This is a genomic window from Skermanella rosea, from assembly GCF_016806835.2.
GTDB classification, from domain to species: Bacteria; Pseudomonadota; Alphaproteobacteria; order Azospirillales; family Azospirillaceae; genus Skermanella; species Skermanella rosea.
Genome location: NZ_CP086111.1, coordinates 2,958,510 through 2,981,438 on the forward strand (window position 1 = coordinate 2,958,510; position 22,929 = coordinate 2,981,438).

The 22,929-nt window shown below is 66.8% G+C and carries 22 protein-coding genes; 9 read left to right on the forward strand and 13 right to left on the reverse strand.

The window, feature by feature from the left end:
* The first annotated feature begins 7 nt into the window (after positions 1 to 7).
* Positions 8 to 1,687, forward strand: a complete 1,680-nt coding sequence (locus tag JL101_RS13675; RefSeq protein ID WP_203095592.1) for an L-lactate permease — start codon at positions 8 to 10, stop codon at positions 1,685 to 1,687.
* Between the two features lie 105 nt (positions 1,688 to 1,792).
* Positions 1,793 to 2,143 carry a hypothetical protein gene (locus JL101_RS13680; RefSeq protein WP_203095594.1) on the forward strand — a complete coding sequence of 117 codons (351 nt, stop codon included), beginning with the start codon at positions 1,793 to 1,795 and terminating at the stop codon, positions 2,141 to 2,143.
* A 120-nt stretch (positions 2,144 to 2,263) separates the two neighbouring features.
* On the opposite strand, the gene JL101_RS13685 is transcribed toward JL101_RS13680, so the two are convergent.
* From JL101_RS13685 to JL101_RS13700, 4 genes are all read right to left on the reverse strand, one after another.
* The gene (locus tag JL101_RS13685) at positions 2,264 to 2,434 is read right to left on the reverse strand and encodes a hypothetical protein (RefSeq protein ID WP_203095596.1); all 171 of its coding nucleotides are present in this window, start codon (positions 2,432 to 2,434) and stop codon (positions 2,264 to 2,266) included.
* A 109-nt stretch (positions 2,435 to 2,543) separates the two neighbouring features.
* Entirely contained in the window at positions 2,544 to 2,828 is a 285-nt protein-coding gene (locus JL101_RS13690) for a hypothetical protein (protein ID WP_203095598.1), read from the reverse strand.
* A 9-nt stretch (positions 2,829 to 2,837) separates the two neighbouring features.
* Positions 2,838 to 4,547, reverse strand: a complete 1,710-nt coding sequence (locus tag JL101_RS13695; protein WP_203095600.1) for a methanol/ethanol family PQQ-dependent dehydrogenase — start codon at positions 4,545 to 4,547, stop codon at positions 2,838 to 2,840.
* 60 nt (positions 4,548 to 4,607) lie between these two features.
* Positions 4,608 to 5,207, reverse strand: coding sequence for a QcrA and Rieske domain-containing protein (locus JL101_RS13700; RefSeq protein WP_203095602.1), 600 nt, complete (start codon positions 5,205 to 5,207; stop codon positions 4,608 to 4,610).
* 381 nt (positions 5,208 to 5,588) lie between these two features.
* On the opposite strand from JL101_RS13700, the gene JL101_RS13705 reads away from it, so the two are divergent.
* Positions 5,589 to 7,508, forward strand: a complete 1,920-nt coding sequence (locus JL101_RS13705; RefSeq protein WP_203095604.1) for a sigma-54-dependent Fis family transcriptional regulator — start codon at positions 5,589 to 5,591, stop codon at positions 7,506 to 7,508.
* A gap of 18 nt (positions 7,509 to 7,526) precedes the next feature.
* On the opposite strand, the gene pstB is transcribed toward JL101_RS13705, so the two are convergent.
* From pstB to pstS, 4 genes are read right to left on the reverse strand one after another with little or no spacing between them, the layout of a single operon-like run.
* Entirely contained in the window at positions 7,527 to 8,366 is an 840-nt protein-coding gene (gene pstB, locus JL101_RS13710; RefSeq protein ID WP_456115345.1) for a phosphate ABC transporter ATP-binding protein PstB, read from the reverse strand.
* Between the two features lie 2 nt (positions 8,367 to 8,368).
* Positions 8,369 to 9,211: a phosphate ABC transporter permease PstA gene (pstA, locus tag JL101_RS13715; RefSeq protein WP_203095606.1), complete on the reverse strand. Its 843-nt coding sequence runs from the start codon at positions 9,209 to 9,211 to the stop codon at positions 8,369 to 8,371.
* Between the two features lie 5 nt (positions 9,212 to 9,216).
* Positions 9,217 to 10,197 carry a phosphate ABC transporter permease subunit PstC gene (gene pstC, locus JL101_RS13720; RefSeq protein ID WP_203095608.1) on the reverse strand — a complete coding sequence of 327 codons (981 nt, stop codon included), beginning with the start codon at positions 10,195 to 10,197 and terminating at the stop codon, positions 9,217 to 9,219.
* 27 nt (positions 10,198 to 10,224) lie between these two features.
* Positions 10,225 to 11,289 carry a phosphate ABC transporter substrate-binding protein PstS gene (pstS, locus tag JL101_RS13725; RefSeq protein WP_203095610.1) on the reverse strand — a complete coding sequence of 355 codons (1,065 nt, stop codon included), beginning with the start codon at positions 11,287 to 11,289 and terminating at the stop codon, positions 10,225 to 10,227.
* A gap of 367 nt (positions 11,290 to 11,656) precedes the next feature.
* Between pstS and JL101_RS13730 the strand changes: the two genes are divergently transcribed.
* Positions 11,657 to 12,340, forward strand: coding sequence for a methyl-accepting chemotaxis protein (locus tag JL101_RS13730; protein WP_203095612.1), 684 nt, complete (start codon positions 11,657 to 11,659; stop codon positions 12,338 to 12,340).
* A 96-nt stretch (positions 12,341 to 12,436) separates the two neighbouring features.
* The gene (locus JL101_RS13735; RefSeq protein WP_203095614.1) at positions 12,437 to 13,846 is read left to right on the forward strand and encodes a sensor histidine kinase; all 1,410 of its coding nucleotides are present in this window, start codon (positions 12,437 to 12,439) and stop codon (positions 13,844 to 13,846) included.
* A 30-nt stretch (positions 13,847 to 13,876) separates the two neighbouring features.
* On the opposite strand, the gene JL101_RS13740 is transcribed toward JL101_RS13735, so the two are convergent.
* The 4 genes from JL101_RS13740 to JL101_RS13755 all read right to left on the reverse strand — a co-directional run bounded on the left by JL101_RS13740 (position 13,877) and on the right by JL101_RS13755 (position 17,056).
* Positions 13,877 to 14,728 carry a YsnF/AvaK domain-containing protein gene (locus JL101_RS13740; protein WP_203095616.1) on the reverse strand — a complete coding sequence of 284 codons (852 nt, stop codon included), beginning with the start codon at positions 14,726 to 14,728 and terminating at the stop codon, positions 13,877 to 13,879.
* Positions 14,729 to 14,878: 150 nt separating this feature from the next.
* On the reverse strand, positions 14,879 to 15,856 hold the full coding sequence (locus tag JL101_RS13745) for an SDR family oxidoreductase (protein WP_203095618.1): 978 nt from the start codon (positions 15,854 to 15,856) through the stop codon (positions 14,879 to 14,881).
* A gap of 114 nt (positions 15,857 to 15,970) precedes the next feature.
* Complete coding sequence (locus tag JL101_RS13750) at positions 15,971 to 16,435, reverse strand: hypothetical protein (protein WP_203095620.1); 465 nt, start codon at positions 16,433 to 16,435, stop codon at positions 15,971 to 15,973.
* A 156-nt stretch (positions 16,436 to 16,591) separates the two neighbouring features.
* Entirely contained in the window at positions 16,592 to 17,056 is a 465-nt protein-coding gene (locus tag JL101_RS13755) for a single-stranded DNA-binding protein (protein WP_203095622.1), read from the reverse strand.
* A gap of 235 nt (positions 17,057 to 17,291) precedes the next feature.
* Here JL101_RS13755 and uvrA point away from each other — a divergent pair, with 235 nt between their 5' ends.
* Positions 17,292 to 20,147 (forward strand): excinuclease ABC subunit UvrA, encoded by a 2,856-nt coding sequence (gene uvrA, locus JL101_RS13760; protein WP_203095624.1) that lies wholly within the window; start codon positions 17,292 to 17,294, stop codon positions 20,145 to 20,147.
* On the opposite strand, the gene JL101_RS13765 is transcribed toward uvrA, so the two are convergent.
* Positions 20,105 to 20,956 (reverse strand): class I SAM-dependent methyltransferase, encoded by an 852-nt coding sequence (locus JL101_RS13765; protein ID WP_203095626.1) that lies wholly within the window; start codon positions 20,954 to 20,956, stop codon positions 20,105 to 20,107. The two genes, uvrA and JL101_RS13765, sit on opposite strands and share 43 nt — an antisense overlap.
* 85 nt (positions 20,957 to 21,041) lie before the next feature.
* Here JL101_RS13765 and gloB point away from each other — a divergent pair, with 85 nt between their 5' ends.
* Genes gloB through JL101_RS13780 form a run of 3 tightly spaced genes read left to right on the forward strand, consistent with a single transcriptional unit; the run spans position 21,042 to position 22,929 of the window.
* Positions 21,042 to 21,803: a hydroxyacylglutathione hydrolase gene (gene gloB, locus JL101_RS13770; protein ID WP_203095628.1), complete on the forward strand. Its 762-nt coding sequence runs from the start codon at positions 21,042 to 21,044 to the stop codon at positions 21,801 to 21,803.
* A gap of 46 nt (positions 21,804 to 21,849) precedes the next feature.
* The gene (locus tag JL101_RS13775) at positions 21,850 to 22,461 is read left to right on the forward strand and encodes a glutathione S-transferase N-terminal domain-containing protein (protein WP_203095631.1); all 612 of its coding nucleotides are present in this window, start codon (positions 21,850 to 21,852) and stop codon (positions 22,459 to 22,461) included.
* Positions 22,462 to 22,470: 9 nt separating this feature from the next.
* Positions 22,471 to 22,929, forward strand: coding sequence for a cupin domain-containing protein (locus JL101_RS13780; protein ID WP_228435446.1), 459 nt, complete (start codon positions 22,471 to 22,473; stop codon positions 22,927 to 22,929).

Consider the following 22,929-nt stretch of genomic DNA (forward strand, 5'->3'; position numbering starts at 1 on the left):
ACACGCAATGTGGCCCCAGATTTATGATCCATTCGGAAGCATGATGTTTTCGACCCTGGTGGCGGCGATTCCGATCGTCGTCCTGCTGGGGGCTATCGGCATCTTCCACATGAAGGCCCACTATGCCGCCGGGCTGGGTCTCGTCGCCTCGCTGGCGGTCGCCATCATCGGTTTCGGCATGCCGGTCGGCATGGCGAGCATGTCGGCGGTGTACGGCGCCGCCTACGGGATGCTGCCGATCGGCTGGATCATCCTGAACGTCATCTTTCTCTACCAGCTGACCAACGAGAAGGGTGAGTTCACCGTCCTCCAGGACAGCATCGCCTCGATCACGCGGGACCGCCGCCTCCAGATCCTGCTGATCGCCTTCTGCTTCGGCGCCTTCTTCGAGGGTGCCGCCGGTTTCGGCACTCCGGTCGCCGTCACCGGCGCCATGCTGATCGGCCTGGGGTTTTCCCCGCTGGCGGCTTCCGGCCTGTCGCTGATCGCCAACACGGCGCCGGTCGCCTACGGCGCGCTCGGCACCCCGGTCATCGCGCTGTCGGCCGTCACCGGGCTCGACCTGCTCGAACTCAGCGGCATGATCGGCCGCCAGCTTCCCTTCTTCTCCGTCATCGTGCCGTTCTGGCTGATCTGGGCCTTCGTCGGTTTCCGCGGCATGATGCAGATCTGGCCGGCCCTGCTGGTCGCCGGCATCGCCTTCGCGGTGCCGCAGTTCCTGGTATCCAATTTCCACGGCCCCTGGCTGGTCGACGTGATCGCGGCCATCGTGTCCATGGCGGCGCTGACCTTCTTCCTGAAGGGCTGGAAGCCGGCCGAGCTGTGGCTCTCGACAACGCGCGACAATTCCATGCACCGCGCCCAGCCGGTCGGCGCGCAGGTGGTCCATGACAGCGAGTACGAGCGCCGCGCCTCCCTCTACACCCGCGGCCAGATCATCAAGGCCTGGGTGCCCTGGATCATCCTCAGCGTCTTCGTCTTCCTGTGGGGCGTGCCCCAGATCAAGGCGTTCCTCGACGGCATCTGGATCCTGAAAATCCCGGTCGAGGGCCTGCACAACCTCGTGCAGAAGGTCCCGCCCGTCGTGGCGGCGCCGGTCGCCGAACCGGCGATCTACAGCCTCAACCTGATGTCGGCCACCGGCACCGGCATTTTCCTGGCCGCTATCGTCAGCGGCTTCGTCCTGGGCTATTCGCCGGTTGCCCTGGTCAAGATGTACTTCAAGACCTTCTACCTGATCCGCTTCTCGCTGCTGACCATCGCCGGAATGCTGGCGCTGGGCTACGTCACGAAATATTCGGGCACCGATGCGACCCTGGGCTTGGCCTTCGCCCAGGCCGGCTGGCTCTATCCCCTGTTCGGCACCATGCTGGGCTGGCTGGGCGTGGCGCTGACCGGCTCGGACACCGCGTCGAACGTCCTGTTCGGCGGCTTGCAGAAGATCACGTCGGAGCAGCTCGGTCTCAACCCGGTCCTGATGGCGTCGGCCAACAGTTCGGGCGGCGTGATGGGCAAGATGATCGACGCCCAGAGCATCGTCGTCGCCTCGACGGCCACCCGCTGGTACGGCCACGAGGGCGACATCCTGCGCTACGTGTTCTTCCACAGCCTGGCGCTGGCGGTCCTGGTCGGACTGCTGATCATGGCCCAGGCCTATGTCTGGCCGTTCACCCTGCTGGTCTGGTGATCCGAAAGTAAGGGGCGCCGCCGCTCTTCCGGAGACGGCGGCGCCCCACTCTCTTCCAGCACTGGCCGGCAAGGGTTTATCATGCCGATCCGGGAGGTACGGACGATGGACCACCGTGACGCTCTGGCACCCTTGATCGAGCTGATCGGCGTGTTCGCCGCCTCGGCGGCCAGTCCCTTGACCGCGGCCGCCATCTTCGTCCTGGCCCTGTGCTTCAGCCGCTATCCTCGCTACCTGGCGCTCGCCGCCGCCATCGGGATCTCCGACGGCGCGCTGGGCGAAATGGCCGGCGTCACCACGGTCGGAATGATCTTCGCGGCCCTGACCGGCGCCGCCGCAACCCTCCTGCAGGCTTGGTGCGTCTGGCCGGTCGTGTCGGTCATGAAGAGCGCCGGGAATGCAGTCGTCAGGCTTGTCTCTGGCCGACGACCCGACATGGGGGAACCGCCGCCATGACCGAGGCGATGCTTCACTTCATGGCTGATCCGGTGCCAACCGGCGGCTGGAGCAACACCCAAAGAAAACGGGCCGTCCCGGTGTAGGGCGGCCCGCTCCTTACCATGGTGCAGCCAGTCGTCAGCCGCGTGTCTCGCTCTGCACTTTCTTGCCCTGGTCGGCGACGGAGTCGCTGGCCGGAGCCTGAGCGGAGTGGGTCGTGTGCGAAGGGCAGGCACTGGCGACCCCAGCCGTCAGAAGAGCCGAGATGCCGAACAGCGCGGCAATGACCGGCTTCGCTCCATGAGACATTGGATCACCTCCTTTCCGTTGTTTGCAGATGCCACAAAGGTTGGCACATCCGCAGCCCACGTCAAGCCGCTTGTTGCGGGAGAGCCCCCTCCAAAGCAAGGAAGCATCCCTACTCGCCTTCCGCCCGCAACAGGCCACCCTCCACCACCGCCGCCTGCCGGCACCGGTCCTCCAGGATCACGCGGCCGGTATCGATATAGACCGCGGCCTCCGGCGTCCCGTCCGTCAGGCTGATCAGCATCATCGGCCGGTCGGCGACCACGCAGAAGTCGATGATGTACCGGCGGTCCCGCCCGGTCCCGAGCAGCAGGCTGCGGAATTCCCCGCAGCCCGCCACGATCTCGGCCGACCAGCGCGACGGCGGATCTCCCGGCACCGATCTGAGCCGAAGCATCTTCCGGATCTACTTGCGGAGCGCATAGACCCAGACGACGCCGCCCTGGGGGACGTCCAGCGTCGCGTAGCCGAGCTGGGCCAGCTTCTCCTGCTTGCGCTGGGCATCGACGCCCCAGCCGGACTGGACGGCGACGTACTGCACCCCGTCCACCTCGTAGGATACGGGCACGCCCGTCACGCCGGAGTTGGTCCGCGTCTCCCACAGCTTGTCGCCGGTCTTGGCGTCGAATGCCCGGAAGAACCGGTCGTTGGTGCCGCCCATGAAGACCAGGCCGCCGCCGGTCGTCAGCACCGGCCCCCAGTTCTGCGACTTCTCGAACTTCTGGGTCCAGACCTTCTGCCCGGTGTCCAGGTTCCAGGCCTGGAGCTCGCCGATATGGTCGGCTCCGGGATGGACGGTCATGCCGATGTCGGAGATGGCGACGCCGATATAGAGCTGGCCGGGCTCGTATTCAGTCTGCTTTCCTTCCAGGTAGCCGCACAGGTTCTCATTGGCCGGGATATACATCAGCCGGGTCTGCGGGTTGTAGGCGACCGGCGGCCAGTCCTTGCCGCCCCACAGCGACGGGCAGAAATCCGCCCGCTTGCCGGTGCCCGGGACCTTGGTCTCGTCATAGGTCGGCCGCCCCGTCTTGGGGTCCAGGCTCTTGAACACGTTCTGCCGGACGAAGGGCTTGGCGTCGATGAACTTGATCTCGTCCCCCGCCCGCTCCAGCGTCCACAGGTATCCGTTGCGGCCGGCATGGACGAGGCTCTTGTAGGTCCGGCCGTCGCGCTGGACGTCCACCAGGATCGGGGCCGCCACCTCGTCCCAGTCCCACGCCTCGTTCCAGTGGTACTGGTGCGCCGACTTCATCTTGCCGGTCTCCACGTCGATCGCGACGACGGAGTTCGCCCACTTGTTGTCGCCCGCCCGCTGGTCGGCCATCCAGGGCGCCGCGTTGCCGGTTCCCCAGTAGGACAGGCCGGTGGCCGGGTCGTAGCTGCCCGTGATCCAGACCGGGGCGCCGCCGGTCTTCCAGGTCTCGCCGGCCCAGGTCTCGTGTCCCGGCTCGCCCGGTCCCGGGATGGTGCTGGTCTTCCAGGCGGGCTCGCCCGTTTCGGCGTCGTAGGCCGCCAGGAATCCCCGGATGCCGAACTCGCCGCCGGACATGCCGACCATCACCTTGCCCTTGGCCGCCAGCGGCGCCATGGTGATGTAGTAGCCCGCCTGATAGTCCTCGACCGGCTGCTCCCACACCACCTTGCCGGTCTTGGCGTCCAGCGCCACGATGAAGGCGTCCACGGTGCCCACATAGACCTTGTCGCCCAGCAGCGCCACGCCCCGGTTGGTCGGGTGGAGCTGGGTCAGGTCCTCCGGCAGTTCGCGCTTGTAGCGCCACAGCAGGTCGCCGGTCTTGGCGTCAAGCGCGATCACCTGCGCCTGGGGCGTGGTGATGAACATCACGCCGTTGTTGACCACCGGCGGCGACTGGTGGCCCTCGTTCACTCCGGTCGAGAAGCTCCAGACCGGCACCATGTCCTTGACGTTGCCGGCGTTCACCTGGGAGAGCGGGCTGTAGCCCCAGCTGTCGTAGGTCCGGCGGTACTGCAGCCAGTTGGCGTCCTCCGGCTTCTCCAGCCGCTCCTGAGTGACCGGGGCGTAATTGTCCAGCGGCCCGGCGGCCAGCGCCGTCACCGGAGCCGTCATCAGCGCCACCGCGGCGATGCCTCTCACCAACATTCTCCTGTCCATGCTTTCCTCCCAGCGGTTGTTCTTCATTTCCGTGGCTTGCCCTCAGGCCGACGTCGCGGCGCCGACCTTGCCGATGAACACCGCCGCCACGACCAGCCCCTCGGGACCGTTCTCCAGCGGCAGGAGCGCCAGGCGGCGGGGTGCGGGGCCGCCCACCACCTTGCCGCCGGCGCGCGGGTCGAACTTGGAATGGTGGCAGGGGCACTCGAGGATCTTCTCTTCCCCGTGCCAGCCGGAGACGTCGCAGCCGGCGTGGCTGCAGACGGCGGAGAAGGCGACGATGCCGTCCGCGGCGTGCTTCCGGGTCTCCTCGTCCAGGTCGGCGGGATCCAGCCGGATCAGCATCACCTTGTTGAGCCGGGAGCCGTCTCGGATCGTCTCCGACCTGGGATCCTGGCCATAGGCCATGACCTGCTGCTGGCCCTGCTGGATGTCCTTGTCGCCGATCGGCTCGCCCTTGCGGTCGCCGGAGGCGAAGACCAGGCGGTCTCCCGGCTGGGGCCTCGATTTGCGCGGGTCCCCCTGGGCCATGGCGTCCGTCGATCCGCCCATCGGCGCCAGGTGGAGGGCCACTCCTGCGCACAGCGCCGCCTTCAGGATGGTCCGGCGCTCGGTGTCGACTTCAGGCTCCTGATAATCCACGTGGCAGTTTCCCCTGTATCTTTTTTCGGGCGGCCCGCCCTCGCCCGGGAAAACGGTGCGGCGCAGGTTGCACCGCACCGTGAGGAGGAGACGTCGGACCGTCACATCGAATGATGCGGAGAGTGCAGCAGCAACTGGCATGCCAGTCAGGTCGGTTGGGGAAAAGTCGAGGTTCCGGGCGTCCCCGGCGTCCCACGTCGTTACACGTGTCACACAGCATTCGTCACAAGCAGGGACTTTTTATATTGCGCTGCAAAATGACGGGCTTTTACGAGCATTGTCTCCAAGCTCCGTTCGTGCTCTAGCCCAAGTTTATTTATTGGAGTAGCCTGACCTGAAGACGAGAATGCCGGAAAACCGGCGTCACGGATTGGGGGGAAGATGATCGCGCCCGGATCGACCGCGAGCGACCATATCGACCGCATCATGGCCTGGGTTGACGGAGCCGCCGCGCCGACCAGCCCGCCGCCCCATGGCATCATCGCCGACTCCTGGAAGCGCTGCGTGCTGAAGCACCGGCTCGACCCGGCCACCGTCAACGCCCCCAACGTCCTGACCCCGCCCGAGCTGCGAGACCATGTCGAGCCGGTCGGGGAATTCCTGGGCTTCGCCCGGGAAAGCCTGCTCGGCCTCCATGCCCAGCTCGCGGCGTCCGGCTATGTCGTTCTGCTGGCCGATCGGGACGGCGTGACGATCGAGCGGTTCGGCAGCTTGCCGGTCGAGGGGCGCATGGCACGGGCCGGGCTGGAACGCGGCGCCGTCTGGGCGGAGGACTGCGAAGGCACCAACGGGGTCGGCACCTGCCTCGCGTCGGGCCAGCCGATCCTGGTCCACCGCTTCGACCATTTCGCGGTCCGGCACACCGGGCTGACCTGCTCCGTGGCACCGATCCTGGGTCCGGTCGGGGAGCTTCTGGCCGCCCTCGACGTCTCGTCTCTGACCGCGCCGGCGGGCGGACAGTTCCAGTCGCTGGTCCACGGCTTCGTCATGTCCGCCGCGCGCCAGATCGAGGACACATGGTTCCTCGCCCGAACGCGGGAGAACTGCGTGCTCGCCCTCGCCCGCTCCCCGGAAATGGCGGGGATCGAGACGGATGCCATGATCGCGGTCGATCCGGCGGGCACCGTCGTCGGCCTCAACGGCGGCGCACGCAAGCTGTTCGCCGGCAGGGATCTGATCGGCGCCCGGCTCGACGCCGTGCTCGAAACGTCGCTGGACCGGCTGGCCGAGGGGACTGCCCTGGTCCGCCAGCCCGGCACCGAGCGGCGCTGGGCGGTCAGCCTCCGCCCGCCGCTGGCGGCACAGAGGCAGCCGTCGCGCCGGCCTCCCGCCAGGTCTCCGGCGCCGGCACGCCCGACACGGCACATGCCGCTCGATGAACTGGCCGGAGGCGACCCCCAGATGCAGGCCCATGTCCGCCGCATCCGCCGCTTCGTCGACTGCGACCTGCCGATCCTGATGGGCGGCGAGACCGGCACCGGGAAGGAGGCGTTCGCCCGCGCGATCCACGATGCCAGCGCCCGCGCCGCCAGGCCGTTCGTTGGGATCAACTGCGCGGCACTGCCGGAAAGCCTGATCGAGAGCGAGCTGTTCGGCTACGCCGAAGGCGCCTTCACCGGGGCGCGGCGCGACGGCATGCGCGGCAAGCTGCTCCAGGCCGACGGCGGCACCCTGTTCCTGGACGAGATCGGCGACATGCCGCTGGCCGCCCAGACGCGCCTGCTGCGCGTCCTGGCGGAGCGGGAGGTGATCCCGCTGGGAGGTGACCGGGCGATTCCGCTGGACCTCCACGTGATCTGCGCCAGCCATCACGACCTGGAGGCCCTGGTCGCCTCCGGCGCCTTCCGGGCCGACCTGTTCTATCGGCTGAACGGCCTGCGCATCACCCTCCCGCCTCTCCGGGAGCGGACCGACAAGGCGGAGCTGATCGACCGCGCCCTGGAACTGGAGACCTCGGGGCTGGCCGCCACGCCCCGCCTGACGCCGGAGGCTCGGTCCCTGCTGCTGAACCACGACTGGCCGGGCAACATCCGCCAGCTCCGGACGGTCGTCCGCGCGGCGGTGATAGGCTGCGAGGACGGGCTGATCCGGTGCGACGACCTGCCCCTGGGCATGCCGCGCTTCTCCGGCACGGCCTCCCCCGCCTGCACGAGGGCCTGCCCGGAAGCGGAAAGGCTCCAGGCGATCCTGCGCAGCCACAAATGGTGCGTGGCCGACGCCGCCCGAAGCCTCAACGTCAGCCGAATGACGCTCTACCGGCGCATGGCCAAGTTTGGGGTCGTGCCGCCGAACCAGCTCTGAGGCGCCGGCTCCGGCCGATCAGCCGAACCGGCCGGTCACGTACTCCTCGGTGCGCTTCTGCTTGGGCGCGGTGAACAGGTCCTCGGTCACGCCGTACTCGATCAGCTCGCCCAGATACATGAAGGCCGTGAAGTCGGACGCGCGCGCCGCCTGCTGCATGTTGTGGGTGACGATGCAGATGCAGTACTCGTTCTTCAGCTCGTCGATCAGCTCCTCGATCTTGGAAGTCGAGATCGGATCCAGCGCGGAGGCGGGCTCGTCCATCAGCAGCACCGACGGATTCACCGCGACCGCGCGGGCGATGCACAGGCGCTGCTGCTGCCCGCCCGACAGGCTCAGGCCGCTCTGGTTCAGCTTGTCCTTCACCTCGGTCCACAGGGCGGCGCGGCGCAGGGCCTGCTCGACCCGGCCGTCCATCTCGTCGCGCGGCAGCTTCTCGTAGAGCCGGATGCCGAAGGCGATGTTGTCGTAGATGCTGAGCGGGAACGGCGTCGGCTTCTGGAACACCATGCCGATCTTGGCGCGCAGCAGGTTCAGGTCGATGCCCGGCCTCAGGATGTTCTCGCCGTCCATCAGCACCTCCCCGACCGCCCGCTGCTTCGGGTACAGGTCGTAGATCCGGTTGAGGATGCGCAGCAGCGTGGATTTGCCACAGCCCGACGGGCCGATGAATGCGGTAACCTTCCGGTCGTAAAGGGGCAGCGATATGTTCTTCAGCGCCTCGAAGTCCCCGTAGAAGAAGCTGAGGTTCCTGACGGAGATCTTCTCGACCATCTTGCCGTCCGGCACGGCGGCGGGCGGCATGGATTCGACAGGCATCTGGCGGCCGGCCGTGGCGGTGGAGCGGGCTTCTTGCATGGTCAGCGTCCCTTCGATCCGAGCCCCGCGAGCACGCGGGCGGTGATGTTGATGATGAGGATCGTGACGGTGATCAGCAGGGCGCCGGCCCAGGCCAACTGCTGCCAGTCCTCGTAAGGGCTGAGGGCGAAGCGGAAGATGACGACCGGCAGGTTCGCCATCGGCGCGTTCATGTCGGTGCTCCAGAACTGGTTGCTCAACGACGTGAACAGCAGCGGTGCCGTCTCGCCGCTGATCCGCGCCACGGCTAGCAGCACGCCGGTGATCATGCCGTTCCGCGCGGCCCGGTAGGCGATCATCACGATCACCTTCCATCGCGGGGCGCCCAGCGCCGCCGCGGCCTCCCGCAGGCTGGCGGGCACCAGGTTCAGCATGTCCTCGGTCGTTCGGACCACGACCGGGATCACGATGACCGACAGGGCCACGGCGCCGGCCCAGGCCGAGAAATGGCCCATCGGGACGACCATGACGCCGTAGATGAACAGGCCGATGATGATCGACGGCGCGCTCAGCAGGATGTCGTTGATGAAGCGGATGACCTGTCCCAGCAGGTTGCCGCGCGAATACTCCGCCAGGTAGGTGCCGGCCAGGATGCCGATCGGCGTACCGATCAGGGTCGCCAGCAGGGTCATCACGACGCTGCCGTAGATCGCGTTGATCAGGCCGCCCGCCACGCCGGGTGGCGGCGTGCTGAGCGTGAAGATGCTGGGCGCCAGCGCGGTCAGCCCGTTGTAGAACAGCGTCCACAGGATCGCGACCAGCCAGAAGATGCCGAAGGCCGCGGCCGCCATCGACAGGCCGAGCGCCACCCGGTTCGTGAGTTGGCGGCGTGCGTAGATGTTCATGTCGGTCAGGCCCCCGCCCGCTTCTGCATGCGCATCAGCATGATCTTGGCCAGCGCCAGCACGGTGAAGGTGATGAAGAAGAGGATCAGGCCCAGGGCGATCAGCGACGAGATGTAGAGTTCGCCGACCGCCTCGTTGAACTCGTTGGCGATCGCGGCGGAAATCGTCGTACCCGGCGCCATCAGCGAATTGCCGATGCGGTGCGCGTTGCCGACGACGAAGGTCACCGCCATCGTCTCGCCCAGCGCGCGGCCCAGGCCCAGCATGACGCCGCCGACCACGCCGACGCGGGTATAGGGGAGCACGACCTTCCAGACCACTTCCCAGGTGGTGGCGCCGAGGCCGTACGCGGACTCCTTCACCATCGGCGGCACGGTCTCGAACACGTCGCGCATGATCGAAGTAATGAACGGCAGCACCATGATCCCGAGGATCAGCCCGGCGGTGAGGATGCCGATGCCGAACGGCGGGCCGGAGAACAGGTTGCCGACCACTGGAATCTGGCCGATCGTGTCGATCAGGAACGGCTGCAGGGTCTGCTGGAAGACCGGGGCGAAGACGAACAGGCCCCAGATGCCGTAGATGATGCTGGGGATGCCGGCCAGCAGTTCGATGGCGATGCCGACCGGACGCTTCAGCCACGGCGGCGCCAGTTCGGTGAGGAACACGGCGATGCCGAAGCTGATGGGGATGCCGACCGCCATCGCGATCAGGGCCGTCATCAGCGTGCCGTAGATCGGCGACACCGCGCCGAAGCGTTCGGTCACGGGATTCCAGACCTGCGTCGTCAGGAAGTCGAACCCGAAGGTGCCGAGCGCCGGGAGGGCGCCTTGCACCAGGGAAACGAAGACTCCGCCGAGGATCAGCAGCACGAGCAGGGCGAAGAACGCCGTCGCCGACTGGAAAGCCTTGTCCATCAGGCTCTGGCGTCTGGCTTGGCTGCCGCTGAGAACGCGGCTCTGGGCCCTAATGGCGGTATCGGTCATCGTCTTTGCGTCCAGGTCGGCGTTAAGTTACTGATTGCCGCCGGTCCACATGGCTTCGCCGTTCACTTCGGCAAATCCGGTGGTCCAGGTCTGTTCGACTTGGCTTACTACGTTGTCGGGCATCGGGACATAGTCCAGCTCATCGGCCATCTTGTCACCGTTGGCGTAGGCCCAGTCAAAGAACTTGAGCGCCGAACGGGCGGCGGCCGGATCCTGTGGCTGGCGGTGCATCAGGATGAAGCTGGCGCCGGTGATCGGCCAGCTCTGGGCGCCGGGCTGGTTGGTCAGGATGACGTAGTAGCCCGGGTTGGCGCTCCAGTCGGCCGAGGCGGCCGCGGCCTGGAAAGTCTCGCTCTTCGGCTCGACCCACTGGCCGTCCTGGTTCTTCATGACCGCGTTGGTCATCTTGTTCTGTTTGGCGTACGCGTACTCGACATAGCCGATGGCGCCACGCGTCTGCCCGGTCTGGGCCGCGACGCCTTCGTTGCCGCGCGCGCCCAGTCCGACCGGCCATTGCACCGAAGTGGCGCTGCCCACCTGGTCCTTGAAGTCCTCGCTGACCTGGGTCAGGTAGTTGGTGAAGAGGAAATTGGTCCCCGACCCGTCGGAGCGGTAGACGGGAGCGATCGCGAGGTCGGGCAGTTCCAGGTCGGGATTGAGCGCCTTGATCGCGTCATCGTCCCAGCTGTCGATCTCGCCCAGGTAGATGTTGGCGAGGGTCGGGCCGTCGAGCCGGAGCTGTCCCGGCTGGATGCCCGGAACGTTCACCACGGGGACCACGCCGCCCATGATCATGGGGAACTGGACCAGGCCGGCCTGCTCGAGTTCCTCCGGCTTCAACGGGCTGTCCGAGGCGCCGAAGGTGACCGTCCGCTCCTTGATCTGCCGGATACCGCCGCCGGAGCCGATCGACTGATAGTTGACGCTGGTCCCGGTCTCCTGCTGATAGGCCTGCGCCCAACGGGCATAGACCGGATAGGGGAAGGTCGCGCCCGCGCCGGAGATGTTCTGCGCATATGCCGAAGACCCAAGCACGATGCCGGCGAGCCCGGCTATTGCGCTGCGGATGACGGTCTTGCTGATGATGGTCATCAAATCCTCTCGCTCATCATGAAGGTCATGGGCAGTCGCGTTAATAACAAATTCCGGGCAATAAACGACCACTCCAAAGCATTGTTAACCAAAACTTCACATAGTATTTTATGCATATTGAACGGACTGGGTCCGCGTCGCTGCGGATCTGCCATAGACCAGAACCGCATCTACGTCGGCTTACGCGATTACGGCAATAGGCCAGCCTTATCCATGGTCTTGACGCCAGCCGGCGCGAACCTAGCAGATCGCCCGATGACTGCCATAGCCCACTGGCGCTACCCTTCTCTTTATGGTTAACCATTAAGTAGGGAAATGCGCTACACTCTCCGGCATGCGCGGCCGGCATCATGCCGGAGAACGGAGGATGTCGATGCGCGGTAAGGGCGCTCACGGGGTGACTTGGCGGAACCTGCTGGTCTTGCTGGTCTGGAGCGTGGCCGCATCGGCCCTTTGCGGCGCCCTCGCCCTGGTCGGAACGCCTTATGGCGCGGCGGTCGCGGCATCGCTCGGGAGTACCGCCGCGATCGCATGCCTCGGTGCCGCCGCTGCCTGGATCGTTCGCCGCCGGCAGCCATATCCGCCCGCCCCCGACGCTCCGTCGTTGCCGGTCCTGGAGCGCTTCGACGATCTTCGGGAGCGGGTCCGGAGCACGCTCGGTGCCCTGAACAACAGTCTCGGCCGGATCGCGAAGGCGACGCAGGCCACGCAGGACATCGCGGCGCGAACCAATCTCCTCGCGCTCGACAGCATGATCGCGACCGCCCGCTTCGCCCAGGCCGGCAAGGATTTCGCGCCTGCGGCCGCGGCGGCCCGGAGCATCGCCGGCGAAACCCGGCACTCCATGGCCGAAATCGGCAGCCACATACGGGAGATCAATGACTTGGCGGCCAGCGTGTCGGCAACCGTGGACGAAGTCGACACCGTCGTTTCCGACATGCAGGGCATGGTGAACGGCATCGTCCCGGACAGGGGCAAGATCGTCCATCTCGCCGACTGGCCCGGCCGGCGCGTCGCCCCGGCAGCCGCGACCGAGCCGTCACCGCCGTGACGGACGGTGGCGAAGGGTGTTTGCCAAAAAAGAGATCACCGCGATTATCCGGCATTGTATGATCGAAGCCGATGTCACGAACGGGGCAGCGGCGCAATGGGAAAGGCCAGTGGGGGCACGGACCGGAAAGGCCGGCCTTTCGATGTCCGGCGCGAGCAGGTCTCGCTGGTCGTAAAGCAACTCCCCCTGGTCCTTTTCGCGAACCTGGCCAACCCCGTCCTCGTCGTGCTGGTCCTCTCTCCCGCCGTGAGGACGGGCCATGCCATCCTGTGGGCAGGCCTGCTGATCGGGCTGACCGGCCTCCGTTTCGCGCAACTGAGCTGGCTGGGGCGCGATGCGGCGGTGCGCCTCGAATCCGACCGCATGGTCTCCAGGCTCGCCCTCGCGTCCGGCGTGTCCGGCTTCATCTGGGGAGTCGGTCTGGTCCTCCTCATGCCCGAACCGCTGATCTACCGGATGTTCGTCGCCTTCGTGCTGGGCGGCATGGCCGCCGGCTCGGTCGCGACGCTCTCGCCGCTGATGCCGGTCGTGACGGCTTTCCTGCTGCCCTGCATGCTGCCTCTGGTCGTCCGCCTGGCCCTGGAAGGCAGCACCGTCTATCTCGGCATGTCGGCGCTCGGGCTGGTGTTCACCGGCGGCCTGTGGACCGCGGCGTGGAAGCTGAACCGGTGGATCCGCGAGATGCTGCTGCTGAGGCTCGACAAGGTCCAACTCGCCGATGAACTTTCGTCCGTGCTCGGCACCCTGGAGCGCCAGGTCGAACAACGCACCGCCGACCTCAGAATAGCCCGCGACGAAGCCGACCGCGCCAACCAGGCCAAGACCCGGTTCCTGGCCGCCGCCAGCCACGACATGGGCCAGCCCTTCCAGGCCATGCGGCTGTTCATCGACCTTCTCGACAAGAGGCTCGCCGGAACGCCCGACCATGACCTGGTCCGAAACCTGATGAAGGCCCATCAGTCCGGCGAGCGGATGCTTGCCGGCCTCCTGGACCTGTCGAGGCTGGAGAGCGGAGCGGTCCAGGTCCGTCCCGACTCCTTCGCCCTGGACGAACTCCTCGAGCGGCTGGGCGACGAGTTCCGCCCGCTCGCCGGCAGCCGTGGCCTGACGCTCACGGTCCACCGCTGCGACGGGACGGTCCTCAGCGATCCGGTACTGCTGCACCAGATCATCGCCAACCTGCTGGCGAACGCGGTGCGCTACACGGCCGAGGGAAGGATTCTTCTGGCTTGCCGCCGGCGCGGCGGGCTGATCCGCATCGAGGTCTGGGACACCGGCATCGGCATTCCCGCCGACAGGCTGGAGGACATCTTCGAGGAATTCCGGCGCATCGACCAGATCGAGCAGGCGGACTTCCGCGGGGTCGGCCTCGGCCTTTCGATCGTCCGCCGGACGGCGGCCCTGCTCGACCACCCGGTGACGGTATGCTCCCGGCCGGGCCGTGGATCGATGTTCGCGATCACGGTCCCCGCGGATTCGGCGGAGGTGTCGAAACCTCCGCCATAAGTCGTTCGCGCCGGCAGAAGAACCGGTGCTTTAGCGGACCGGCCCCTTGTCCAGGTCGGTGCGATCCAGGCCGGCAGGCCCCTTGTCGACGTCGACCTCGGTGCGACGAACCGTGTCCGAGATGGTCTGTTCCCGCTCCTCGACATCCTTGCGGACGACCACTTCCCCGGTGATCTGGGTCTGCTTGCTGACGACCGCTTCCTCGTCGGTCTCCCGAAGCTCGACGACCCGCTCCTGAAAGTCGGCGTCGGTCGCCTGACGGTTCGGGTCCACCCTGCGGCGGTCCACATGGACGGTCTCGTCGCGGAGCCGGACGGACTCCTCCACCGGGGTCTCGACCACGTAGCTGCGGACCCGGACGCCGCCGCGCTCCACCGCCCGCTTGCCGACGCGGAGTTCCTCCTCGGCAATAGGGATCACCTCTTCCTGCTCGGCGGTGCCGGTCCGGCGGTTGATGTCGGCGGACTCGTTGACGTCCCGCAGGCCGGTCGCCGCGGCCGACAGCCCCGTGTCGGCGGTCTGGCCGCTGGTGGAGGCGTATGCCGCCCGATCCGTCGCCGTGCCGGAGGTAGTGGCGTCAAGATCGGCGCCGTCACGCATGTCCACCGGCCCGTGGTTGTCGAGGATGTCCACAGCGCGCTGAAGGTCCGCCTCGTCCACGGTCCCTACCAGGAGAGGATAGCCCTTCTCCACGCCCCGCATGTAATGGCGGATATCGTCGCTGTCGACGCGGCGGCGAACCAATTCGCTCTCGACGTCTCCCTGATCACGGTCAAGCATCTGGCCATCATGCAGGTCCACGCCCGAATTGCGCAGTTCCTGCTGCACGGTGCCGATGACGTCCCGATCCCGGAACATCGTGACGATGGTATAACGAGCCATGTTCAGCGTCCTCTAAATGGTTCTTTGCAGTCCTGCCGTGCCCCGATCCACCACCGGGCGGGGGCATCGATGGATCATCAACAGTTGCAAACGCCAGATCGTCTCCAACACACGGCAAGATTGCTTGATTTGATCCCGCGAGGCGGGCGATCAGTAAGCCCGCCGGCCGCGAAGCAGGAACGCGAGACCGATCGGCAGCGCCAGCAGTGTCAGGGCGGCCAACGGAACGCCGCCGTTGTTGTAGCCCTTCCGCCAGCCGCCATAGACGCCCTGCCCGTCCCGCATGGGTTCGAACAGCGTTCCGGTCGTCTCGTCGCTCGGCTCGTCGGCCAGGAAGCCATAGTTCAGCGCGCGACCGTTGATCCGGGTCATCAGGGACGGGGCGAGCCGCTTCTGGATTGCGGCGACCTTGCCGATCCCGCCGATGATCACTTCGGCACGCGGATGCTTGACCAGCCCGACGACGGTCCGAGCCACCTTTTCCGGCGCATAGACCGGCGGAGCGGCGCGCACGCGGTGATGGCTGAAGTTGGCGGCGTGATGGAAGAACGGCGTATCGATCACCGACGGCAGGATCGTGCAGATATGGATGTCGTGCTGATCCAGCACTTCCTGCCTCAAGGCTTCGGAGAAGCCCCTGACCGCGAACTTGCTGGTGGCGTAGGCTGTCGAGTCGGGCTTTGCCAGTCGTCCGACGATCGAGGCGTTGTTGATCAGCACGCCATGGCCCTGGGCGCGGAACTGGCGCATGGCCGCCTTGGCGCCATGGACATAGCCGAACAGGTTCGTCTCGATGACCCGGCGCCAGGCGTCGGACGGGATATCCTCGAACCTGCCGAAGACCCCGACCCCGGCATTGTTGAACCAGACGTCGATCCGGCCGAAATGCTCCAGCGCCATCGAGGCCAGCCTCTCGACCTGGTCCTCCTCGGTCGTGTCGGTCGGCACCGCCAGGGCCCTTCCCCCCAGGTCGAGGCATTCGCGCTCCACCTCGCGCAGCATTTCCGCGCGCCGGGCGGCGAGGACCACCGTCGCACCCTTCTCCGCGAAGGCATGGGCCGTCGCGCGTCCAATACCGCTCGAGGCTCCCGTGATCACGACGACGGGATAGTCGGGATGTGAAGGCATCGGAGAAACCCTTCGATGTTATCGATAAGCAAGTAACGCATCGCAGCAGCGTGCGCTGCAACGCAACATGGGACCGACAACAGGGCTCCTATGGCTTGGTTCCGATCTTCGAGATCACAGGCAATCGGCGCGCCGGAGACGATACACGTTCAATCTCGCATAGGGATTCAGGTTCCGGTCCGGCCCGGAATAGACGTGGCCAACCTCCCCCCGCCTGGCGATCAGGCCGCCGATCCCGATGACCGCCGCGACCGGCCGCCGCGTGGCTTCCCAGCTCGCCAGCAGGATCATGCTGTAGAAAGCCGCGAGATGTGCGAACAGGTGGACCGAGATCGAAGGCGTGACGAGGCCGGCGATCCAGCTGATCGCCGCGAGCAGCCATCCCCAGAGCAGGTGATAGCCGCTGGTGACCGACACCCCGTCGAAACTGGAAAGGTGGTGTACACCGATGTTGTACGCGATCCTGCTGTAGAAATAGCCGTCGTCCTCCACGAAGCCGTTCGGGAAGACGCTTGCCGCATTGAGGGCGAAAGCCCCCAGAACCAGCCCAAGGGCCGGGATGAAGAGATAAGATCGCAAACTCCCGGCCGATCCTGGTTCCGTGCGGTGAAGTCCCGGGCGAAACAGCCACAGCCCCGCTGGCTGGTCGACCCGGAACCAATGGAAAGGGCTCCCCCGCCTGGGCAGGGGAGCCCCAAACATACGGCTTGCGTCGATCAGCTTATGGCCGGGGGCCTAGAACGGGATCTCGTCGTCCAGATCCTGGTCGAAAGCCGGCTTGCTGCCGCCACGGCTGCCGCCGCCCGAGCCGCCCCGGTCGCCGCCATAACCGCCGCCTCCGCCACCGCCGTAGCCGCCACCACCTTCGTAGCCGCCTCCGCCGCCGCCTTCACCCTGCTTGCTGCCGAGGTCCATCTCGGCGACGCGGACGGACAGCTTGGAGCCGGGGGTGCCGTCGCGGCGCTGGAATTCCTCCAGCTTCAGCTCGCCGCTGACCACGACCTTGTCGCCCTTCTTGACATAGTTGGCGACCGATTCCGCCCGCCTGCCCCACATGGAGCAGTCGACCCACTGGGTCGTCTTGCGGTCACCGAACCCGACGTCGTTGGCCACCCGGAAGCTCAGCACCTTCTCGCCGCTCTGGGTGGTCCTCAATTCCGCATCGGCGCCGACGCGGCCGCTGAATGTCCATACGTTCATGGTCTCTCTAACTCCTGATCCGCCGGTGGCGCGATGATGCCTACCGTAGGCGGGAGAGGTCCGGAACGCAACGGCTGCCCTTGGCTACGCCCTCACGGCCCGGTACCGCGACTCTCGTGTCCCACGATTCGCACCACAGATCTGCCGAGCCGGGAGTCGCAATTCCATCCCGCATCGCTCATATGTCTGTGGTTTGTCGCTTCCCCTCTACCGGTCTTCCTGGTAAGAACATCTCATGAACAAATCTATCACGGTCCGCGGCGCGCGGGAACATAATTTGAAGAACATCGACGTGGATCTGCCGCGCGACAAGCTGGTGGTGATCACCGGCCTGAGCGGGTCCGGCAAATCCTCGCTGGCGTTCGACACCATCTACGCCGAGGGGCAGCGACGCTACGTCGAGAGCCTGTCGGCCTACGCGCGCCAGTTCCTGGAATTGATGCAGAAGCCGGACGTGGACTCGATCGAGGGGCTGTCGCCCGCGATCTCGATCGAGCAGAAGACCACGTCGCGGAATCCGCGCTCCACCGTCGGCACCGTGACCGAAATCTACGACTATATGCGGCTGCTGTTCGCCCGGGTCGGCGTCCCCTACTCGCCCGCGACGGGCCTGCCGATCGAGAGCCAGACGGTCAGCCAGATGGTCGACCGGATCATGGACATGCCGGAGGGAACCCGCCTGCTGCTGCTCGCCCCCATCGTGCGCGGGCGCAAGGGCGAGTACCGCAAGGAACTCCAGGACCTGTCCAAGCGCGGCTACCAGCGCGTCAAGATCGACGGGGAACTGTACGAGATCGACGCCGCCCCCGCCCTCAACAAGAAGCTGAAGCACGACATCGAGGTGGTCGTGGACCGCATCGTCGTTCGCGAAGGGCTGGGCAACCGGATCGCCGATTCGCTGGAACAGGCCCTGGGCCTCGCCGACGGCCTGGCCTTCGCGGAGAACGCCGACACTGGCGACCGCACCACCTTCTCCGCCAAGTTCGCCTGCCCCGAGAGCGGCTTCACGATCCCGGAGATCGAACCCCGGCTGTTCTCGTTCAACAACCCGTTCGGCGCCTGCCCGTCATGCGACGGGCTGGGCGAGAAGCTGTATTTCGATCCGCTGATGGTCGTGCCGAACGAGGACCTGTCGCTCGACAAGGGCGCCATAGCGCCCTGGGCCAACTCGACCTCGCAGTATTACGCCCAGACGCTGGAGAGCCTGGCGCGCCACTACAAGGTGGCGACCACGAAGCCGTGGAAGGACCTGCCGGAGGATGTCCGGCACGCCATCCTCTACGGCTCCGCCGGCAAGCCGGTCACCATGCGCTATGACGACGGCCTGCGCAGCTACGAGACCAACAAGGCCTTCGAGGGGATCGTCAACAACCTGGAACGGCGCTGGCGCGAGACGGACAGCGCCTGGGTCAAGGAGGAGCTGGGCAAGTACCAATCCAGCCAGCCGTGCGAGGCCTGCAAGGGCGCCCGCCTGAAGCCGGAGGCGCTGGCCGTCAAGATCCGTGGCCTGCACATCAGCCAGGTCACCGAGATGTCGATCCTGAAGGCCGGCGAGTGGTTCGGCGAGCTGAACCAGCATCTCCGCCCCAAGGACCAGGAGATCGCCTACCGCATCCTGAAGGAGATCAACGAGCGGCTGGGCTTCCTCAACAATGTCGGGCTCGACTACCTGACGCTCAGCCGCAACTCCGGCTCGCTGTCCGGCGGCGAGAGCCAGCGCATCCGGCTCGCCTCCCAGATCGGCTCGGGATTGACGGGCGTCCTGTACGTGCTGGACGAACCGTCGATCGGGCTGCACCAGCGCGACAACGACCGGCTGCTGGAGACCCTGCGTCGGCTCCGCGACATCGGCAACACCGTGATCGTGGTCGAGCACGACGAGGACGCGATCCGGGCCGCCGACTACCTCGTGGACATGGGGCCGGCCGCCGGCGTCCATGGCGGCCAGGTTATCGCCGCCGGCACGCCGGAGGAGGTGATGCAGCACCCGGACAGCATCACCGCCGACTACCTGACCGGCCGCAAGGCGGTCCCGGTGCCGGCGCAGCGGCGCAAGGGCCACAAGGGCCAATTCCTGGAAGTCGTCGGCGCACGGTCGAACAACCTGCGCGACATTTCCACGAAGATCCCGCTCGGCACCTTCACCTGCGTCACCGGGGTCTCGGGCGGCGGCAAGAGCACTCTCGTGATCGAGACCCTCTACAAGTCGCTCGCCCGCAAGCTGAACGGCGCGCGGGAGCACCCGGCGGAGCATGACGCGATCAACGGCATCGAGCACCTGGACAAGGTGATCGACATCGACCAGTCGCCGATCGGCCGGACGCCGCGGTCCAACCCGGCCACCTATACCGGCGCCTTCACGCCGATCCGCGACTGGTTCGCCGGGCTGCCGGAGGCGAAGGCCCGCGGCTACGGCCCCGGCCGGTTCTCGTTCAACGTCAAGGGCGGCCGGTGCGAGGCCTGCCAGGGCGACGGCGTGCTGAAGATCGAGATGCACTTCCTGCCCGACGTCTATGTCACCTGCGACGTCTGCCACGGCAAGCGGTACAACCGCGAGACGCTGGAGATCCTGTACCGCGACAAGAGCATCGCCGACGTCCTGGACATGACGGTCGAGGAAGGCGCCGAGTTCTTCAAGGCCGTGCCTTCGATCCGCGACAAGATGCAGACCCTGGAACGGGTCGGCCTTGGCTATATCCATGTCGGGCAGGCGGCGACGACCCTGTCGGGCGGCGAGGCCCAGCGGGTAAAGCTCGCCAAGGAACTAAGCCGCCGCGCGACCGGCCGTACCCTCTACATCCTGGACGAGCCGACCACCGGCCTTCATTTCGAGGACGTGCGGAAGCTCCTGGAAGTGCTCCACGCCCTGGTCGACCAGGGCAACACCGTCGTGGTGATCGAGCACAACCTGGAAGTCATCAAGACCGCGGACTGGATCATCGACCTCGGCCCGGAGGGCGGCACCGGCGGTGGCGACATCGTCGCCGAGGGCCCGCCCGAGAAGGTCGTCCGGGAGGAGCGCAGCTACACCGGCCGATATCTGGCACCCTACCTGCCGACGCCGGTCGGCAAGTCGCGGAAGTCGGCGTAGTCGGTCGCTCCGTCCACCTCCTCGCAGGCCGCCGTCGGCACGCCGTCCACATGCTCGACATGGGCGGCGCCGGCGGCGCCCGGCATCCCGGCGCCCGAGGGGATCGGCACCATCAGACGGCGCTTCTTCGGTCGCACCACCTTGCGCGACACGCCGGCATAGATCTGCTTGCTGGCTTCCAGCAGATAGACGCCGGCGAAGGCCTTGAACCAGCGCTCCCCGATCTCCTCCCAGGCCGGCGCCGACCCGAGCAGGAAACGGGAGCGGATCGGCGGTATGAACAGGGCGCGGGCCGAGCGTTCCGGGACGAACATGTTCTCCCGAAGGACGTGCTTCAGCTGGGACGGCGAGTAGGGGCTGCCATGGCCGAACGGCGTCCGGTCGATCCGCGCCCAGATGCCACGCCGATTCGGCGCCACCACTAGCAGCCGGCCGCCCCCGGCCATGACGCGCCAGATCTCGCGCATCATGGGACGGAGCTGCTCGGTGCATTCCAGGCCGTGGACCAGCAGCACCCGGTCGACCGACATGTCCGGCAGCGGCAATTCCGCCTCGTCGGCCAACGCCGACAGGCCCGGCCCCTCGGCCGGCCAATAGACGACGCCCTGCGACGCCGGCATCAGGGCTATGGTGCGTTCCGCCTCGTCCCGGAAGGGACGCAGGTACGGGGCGGCATAACCCACGCCCAGGACCACCTGGCCGCGGACGTCCGGCCACAGCTCGCGGACGCGCCGGCGGATCATCCGCCGGGCTACCTGTCCCAGGCTGCTCTCGTAAAACTCGCGCAGATCAATGGCGTCGGTATACATTGTGACCGGAGTCTAACACGAAACAACAGCCGGGGTCATGCCCGGGGCTTTGCCTGACCCACGGCCATGGGGTAACCTCTTCGTCATGGATATCCAACTCATCCCAGCGCTCAGCGACAACTACGTCTACCTTTTCAAGGATCCCCAAAGCGATGCCGTCGGCATCGTCGATCCCGGCGAGCCCGGACCGGTGCTCGCAGCATTGGAAAGAACAGGTTGGCGTCCGACGCACATCTTCAACACCCATCATCACGCCGACCATATCGGCGGGAACGGCGTGTTGAAGCAACGCTTCGGCTGTACCATCATCGGACCCGCCGCCGACCGTGGGCGAATCCCCGAACTCGACGTGCTCGTCGCGGACGAGGATACCTACCATTTCGGCTCCCACGAGGTCCGCGTCTTCGAGACGCCGGGCCACACCAGCGGCCATGTGGCCTTCTGGTTTCCCGACGCCTCGGCCCTGTTCAGCGGCGACACGCTGTTCGCGCTGGGATGCGGCCGGCTGTTCGAAGGGACGCCGGCCCAGATGTGGAACTCGCTGCTGAAGCTGCGCGGCCTGCCGGCGGACACGCGGGTCTATTGCGGCCATGAATACACGCTGTCCAACGCCCGCTTCGCGGTCAGCATCGATCCGGACAATCCAGCCCTGAAGGAGCGGGCCGCCGACATCGCGGTGCTGCGCGACGCCGGCAAGCCGACCATACCGACGACGCTGGGCGTTGAGCGGGCGACCAACCCGTTCCTGCGTGCCGACGATCCCGGCCTAGCCGCCGAACTCGGCCTCGCGGGCGCCGATTCGGTCGAGGTCTTCACCGAGATTCGCCGCCGCAAGGATCGTTTCTGACGTCCGCCGCTTTTCAACGAAGAAGACAATCCAGGAAGGACTCGACATGAAGCTGCGCTACAGCGCGACCTCGCCCTATGTGCGCAAGGTCATGATGGTGATTCACGAGCTAGGCCTCGCGGACCGGGTCGAACTCGAGAAGACCGATGCCTGGAGCCCGGAGACCGACCTTCCCGACGACAACCCCCTCGGCAAGGTCCCGGCCCTGGTCGTCGAGGGAGGCACCGCGCTGTTCGACAGCCCGGTCATCTGCGAATACCTGGACAGCCTGGCTTCCGGTGGCGAGGGACGGCTGTTTCCCCCGCCGGGCGCGGAGCGCTGGGCGGCCTTGCGGTTCCAGGCGCTCGCCGACGGCATCTGCGACGCCGCGATCCTGCGGCGGCTGGAAGGCAACCGGCCGGAACAGATCCGCTCGACCGACTGGATGGAGCGCCAGCGCCGGGCGGTGGCCCGCTCCCTCGACCAACTGGAGAAGGAGGCCGGCCAACTCGGCACCCGGGCCGATATCGGGACGCTGGCCGTCCTGGCGGCACTGGGATACCTGGATTTCCGCTTCGGACACGAGGACTGGCGGCAGGGCCGGCCCACCCTCAGCGCCTGGTTCGACGGAGCCAGCGCCCGCGATAGTTTCGCAGCCACCAAGCCTCCGGCGGCCTGAGGGCGCGCGGTGCCGCCGATCGGCGATATCTCCGCCGCGGAGATCATCCGGCTTCTCGGGATGCAGCCGCATCCCGAGGGCGGACATTATGTCGAGACGTTCCGGGACAAGCCGGCGGACGGTTCGCGCGGTTCCTGCACCGCCATCTATTTCCTGCTGCAGGCGGACGAGTTCTCCGCCTGGCACCGGGTCGACGCGGTGGAGATCTGGCACTGGTATGCCGGAGGACCGCTGGCCCTCACGATCTCGCCGAACGGCCACGATGCCGAGGCGGTGCATCTGGGACCGGCGCTCGCCCAGGGGCAGCGCCCCCAGGCCGTCGTTCCCGCCGGTGCCTGGCAGACCGCGGTATCGCTGGGAGCCTGGACGCTGGTCGGCTGCACGGTGGCACCGGCCTTCGAGTTCGCCGGGTTCGAACTGGCTCCGCCCGACTGGCGCCCGGTGCCCCGGGCCGGCGCGAAAGGCTGA

Coding starts and splice junctions, on each gene's coding strand:
- JL101_RS13675 (WP_203095592.1), top strand. CDS start 8: ATGTGGCCCCAGATTTATGATCCATTCGGAAGCATGATGTTTTCGACC.
- JL101_RS13730 (WP_203095612.1), top strand. CDS start 11,657: ATGTCGATGCGCGGTAAGGGCGCTCACGGGGTGACTTGGCGGAACCTG.
- pstB (WP_456115345.1), bottom strand. CDS start 8,366: ATGCAAGAAGCCCGCTCCACCGCCACGGCCGGCCGCCAGATGCCTGTC.
- JL101_RS13740 (WP_203095616.1), bottom strand. CDS start 14,728: ATGGCTCGTTATACCATCGTCACGATGTTCCGGGATCGGGACGTCATC.
- uvrA (WP_203095624.1), top strand. CDS start 17,292: ATGAACAAATCTATCACGGTCCGCGGCGCGCGGGAACATAATTTGAAG.
- pstC (WP_203095608.1), bottom strand. CDS start 10,197: ATGACCGATACCGCCATTAGGGCCCAGAGCCGCGTTCTCAGCGGCAGC.
- JL101_RS13680 (WP_203095594.1), top strand. CDS start 1,793: ATGGACCACCGTGACGCTCTGGCACCCTTGATCGAGCTGATCGGCGTG.
- JL101_RS13755 (WP_203095622.1), bottom strand. CDS start 17,056: ATGAACGTATGGACATTCAGCGGCCGCGTCGGCGCCGATGCGGAATTG.
- JL101_RS13745 (WP_203095618.1), bottom strand. CDS start 15,856: ATGCCTTCACATCCCGACTATCCCGTCGTCGTGATCACGGGAGCCTCG.
- JL101_RS13685 (WP_203095596.1), bottom strand. CDS start 2,434: ATGTCTCATGGAGCGAAGCCGGTCATTGCCGCGCTGTTCGGCATCTCG.
- JL101_RS13775 (WP_203095631.1), top strand. CDS start 21,850: ATGAAGCTGCGCTACAGCGCGACCTCGCCCTATGTGCGCAAGGTCATG.
- pstA (WP_203095606.1), bottom strand. CDS start 9,211: ATGAACATCTACGCACGCCGCCAACTCACGAACCGGGTGGCGCTCGGC.
- JL101_RS13705 (WP_203095604.1), top strand. CDS start 5,589: ATGATCGCGCCCGGATCGACCGCGAGCGACCATATCGACCGCATCATG.
- JL101_RS13690 (WP_203095598.1), bottom strand. CDS start 2,828: ATGCTTCGGCTCAGATCGGTGCCGGGAGATCCGCCGTCGCGCTGGTCG.
- pstS (WP_203095610.1), bottom strand. CDS start 11,289: ATGACCATCATCAGCAAGACCGTCATCCGCAGCGCAATAGCCGGGCTC.
- JL101_RS13735 (WP_203095614.1), top strand. CDS start 12,437: ATGGGAAAGGCCAGTGGGGGCACGGACCGGAAAGGCCGGCCTTTCGAT.
- gloB (WP_203095628.1), top strand. CDS start 21,042: ATGGATATCCAACTCATCCCAGCGCTCAGCGACAACTACGTCTACCTT.
- JL101_RS13765 (WP_203095626.1), bottom strand. CDS start 20,956: ATGTATACCGACGCCATTGATCTGCGCGAGTTTTACGAGAGCAGCCTG.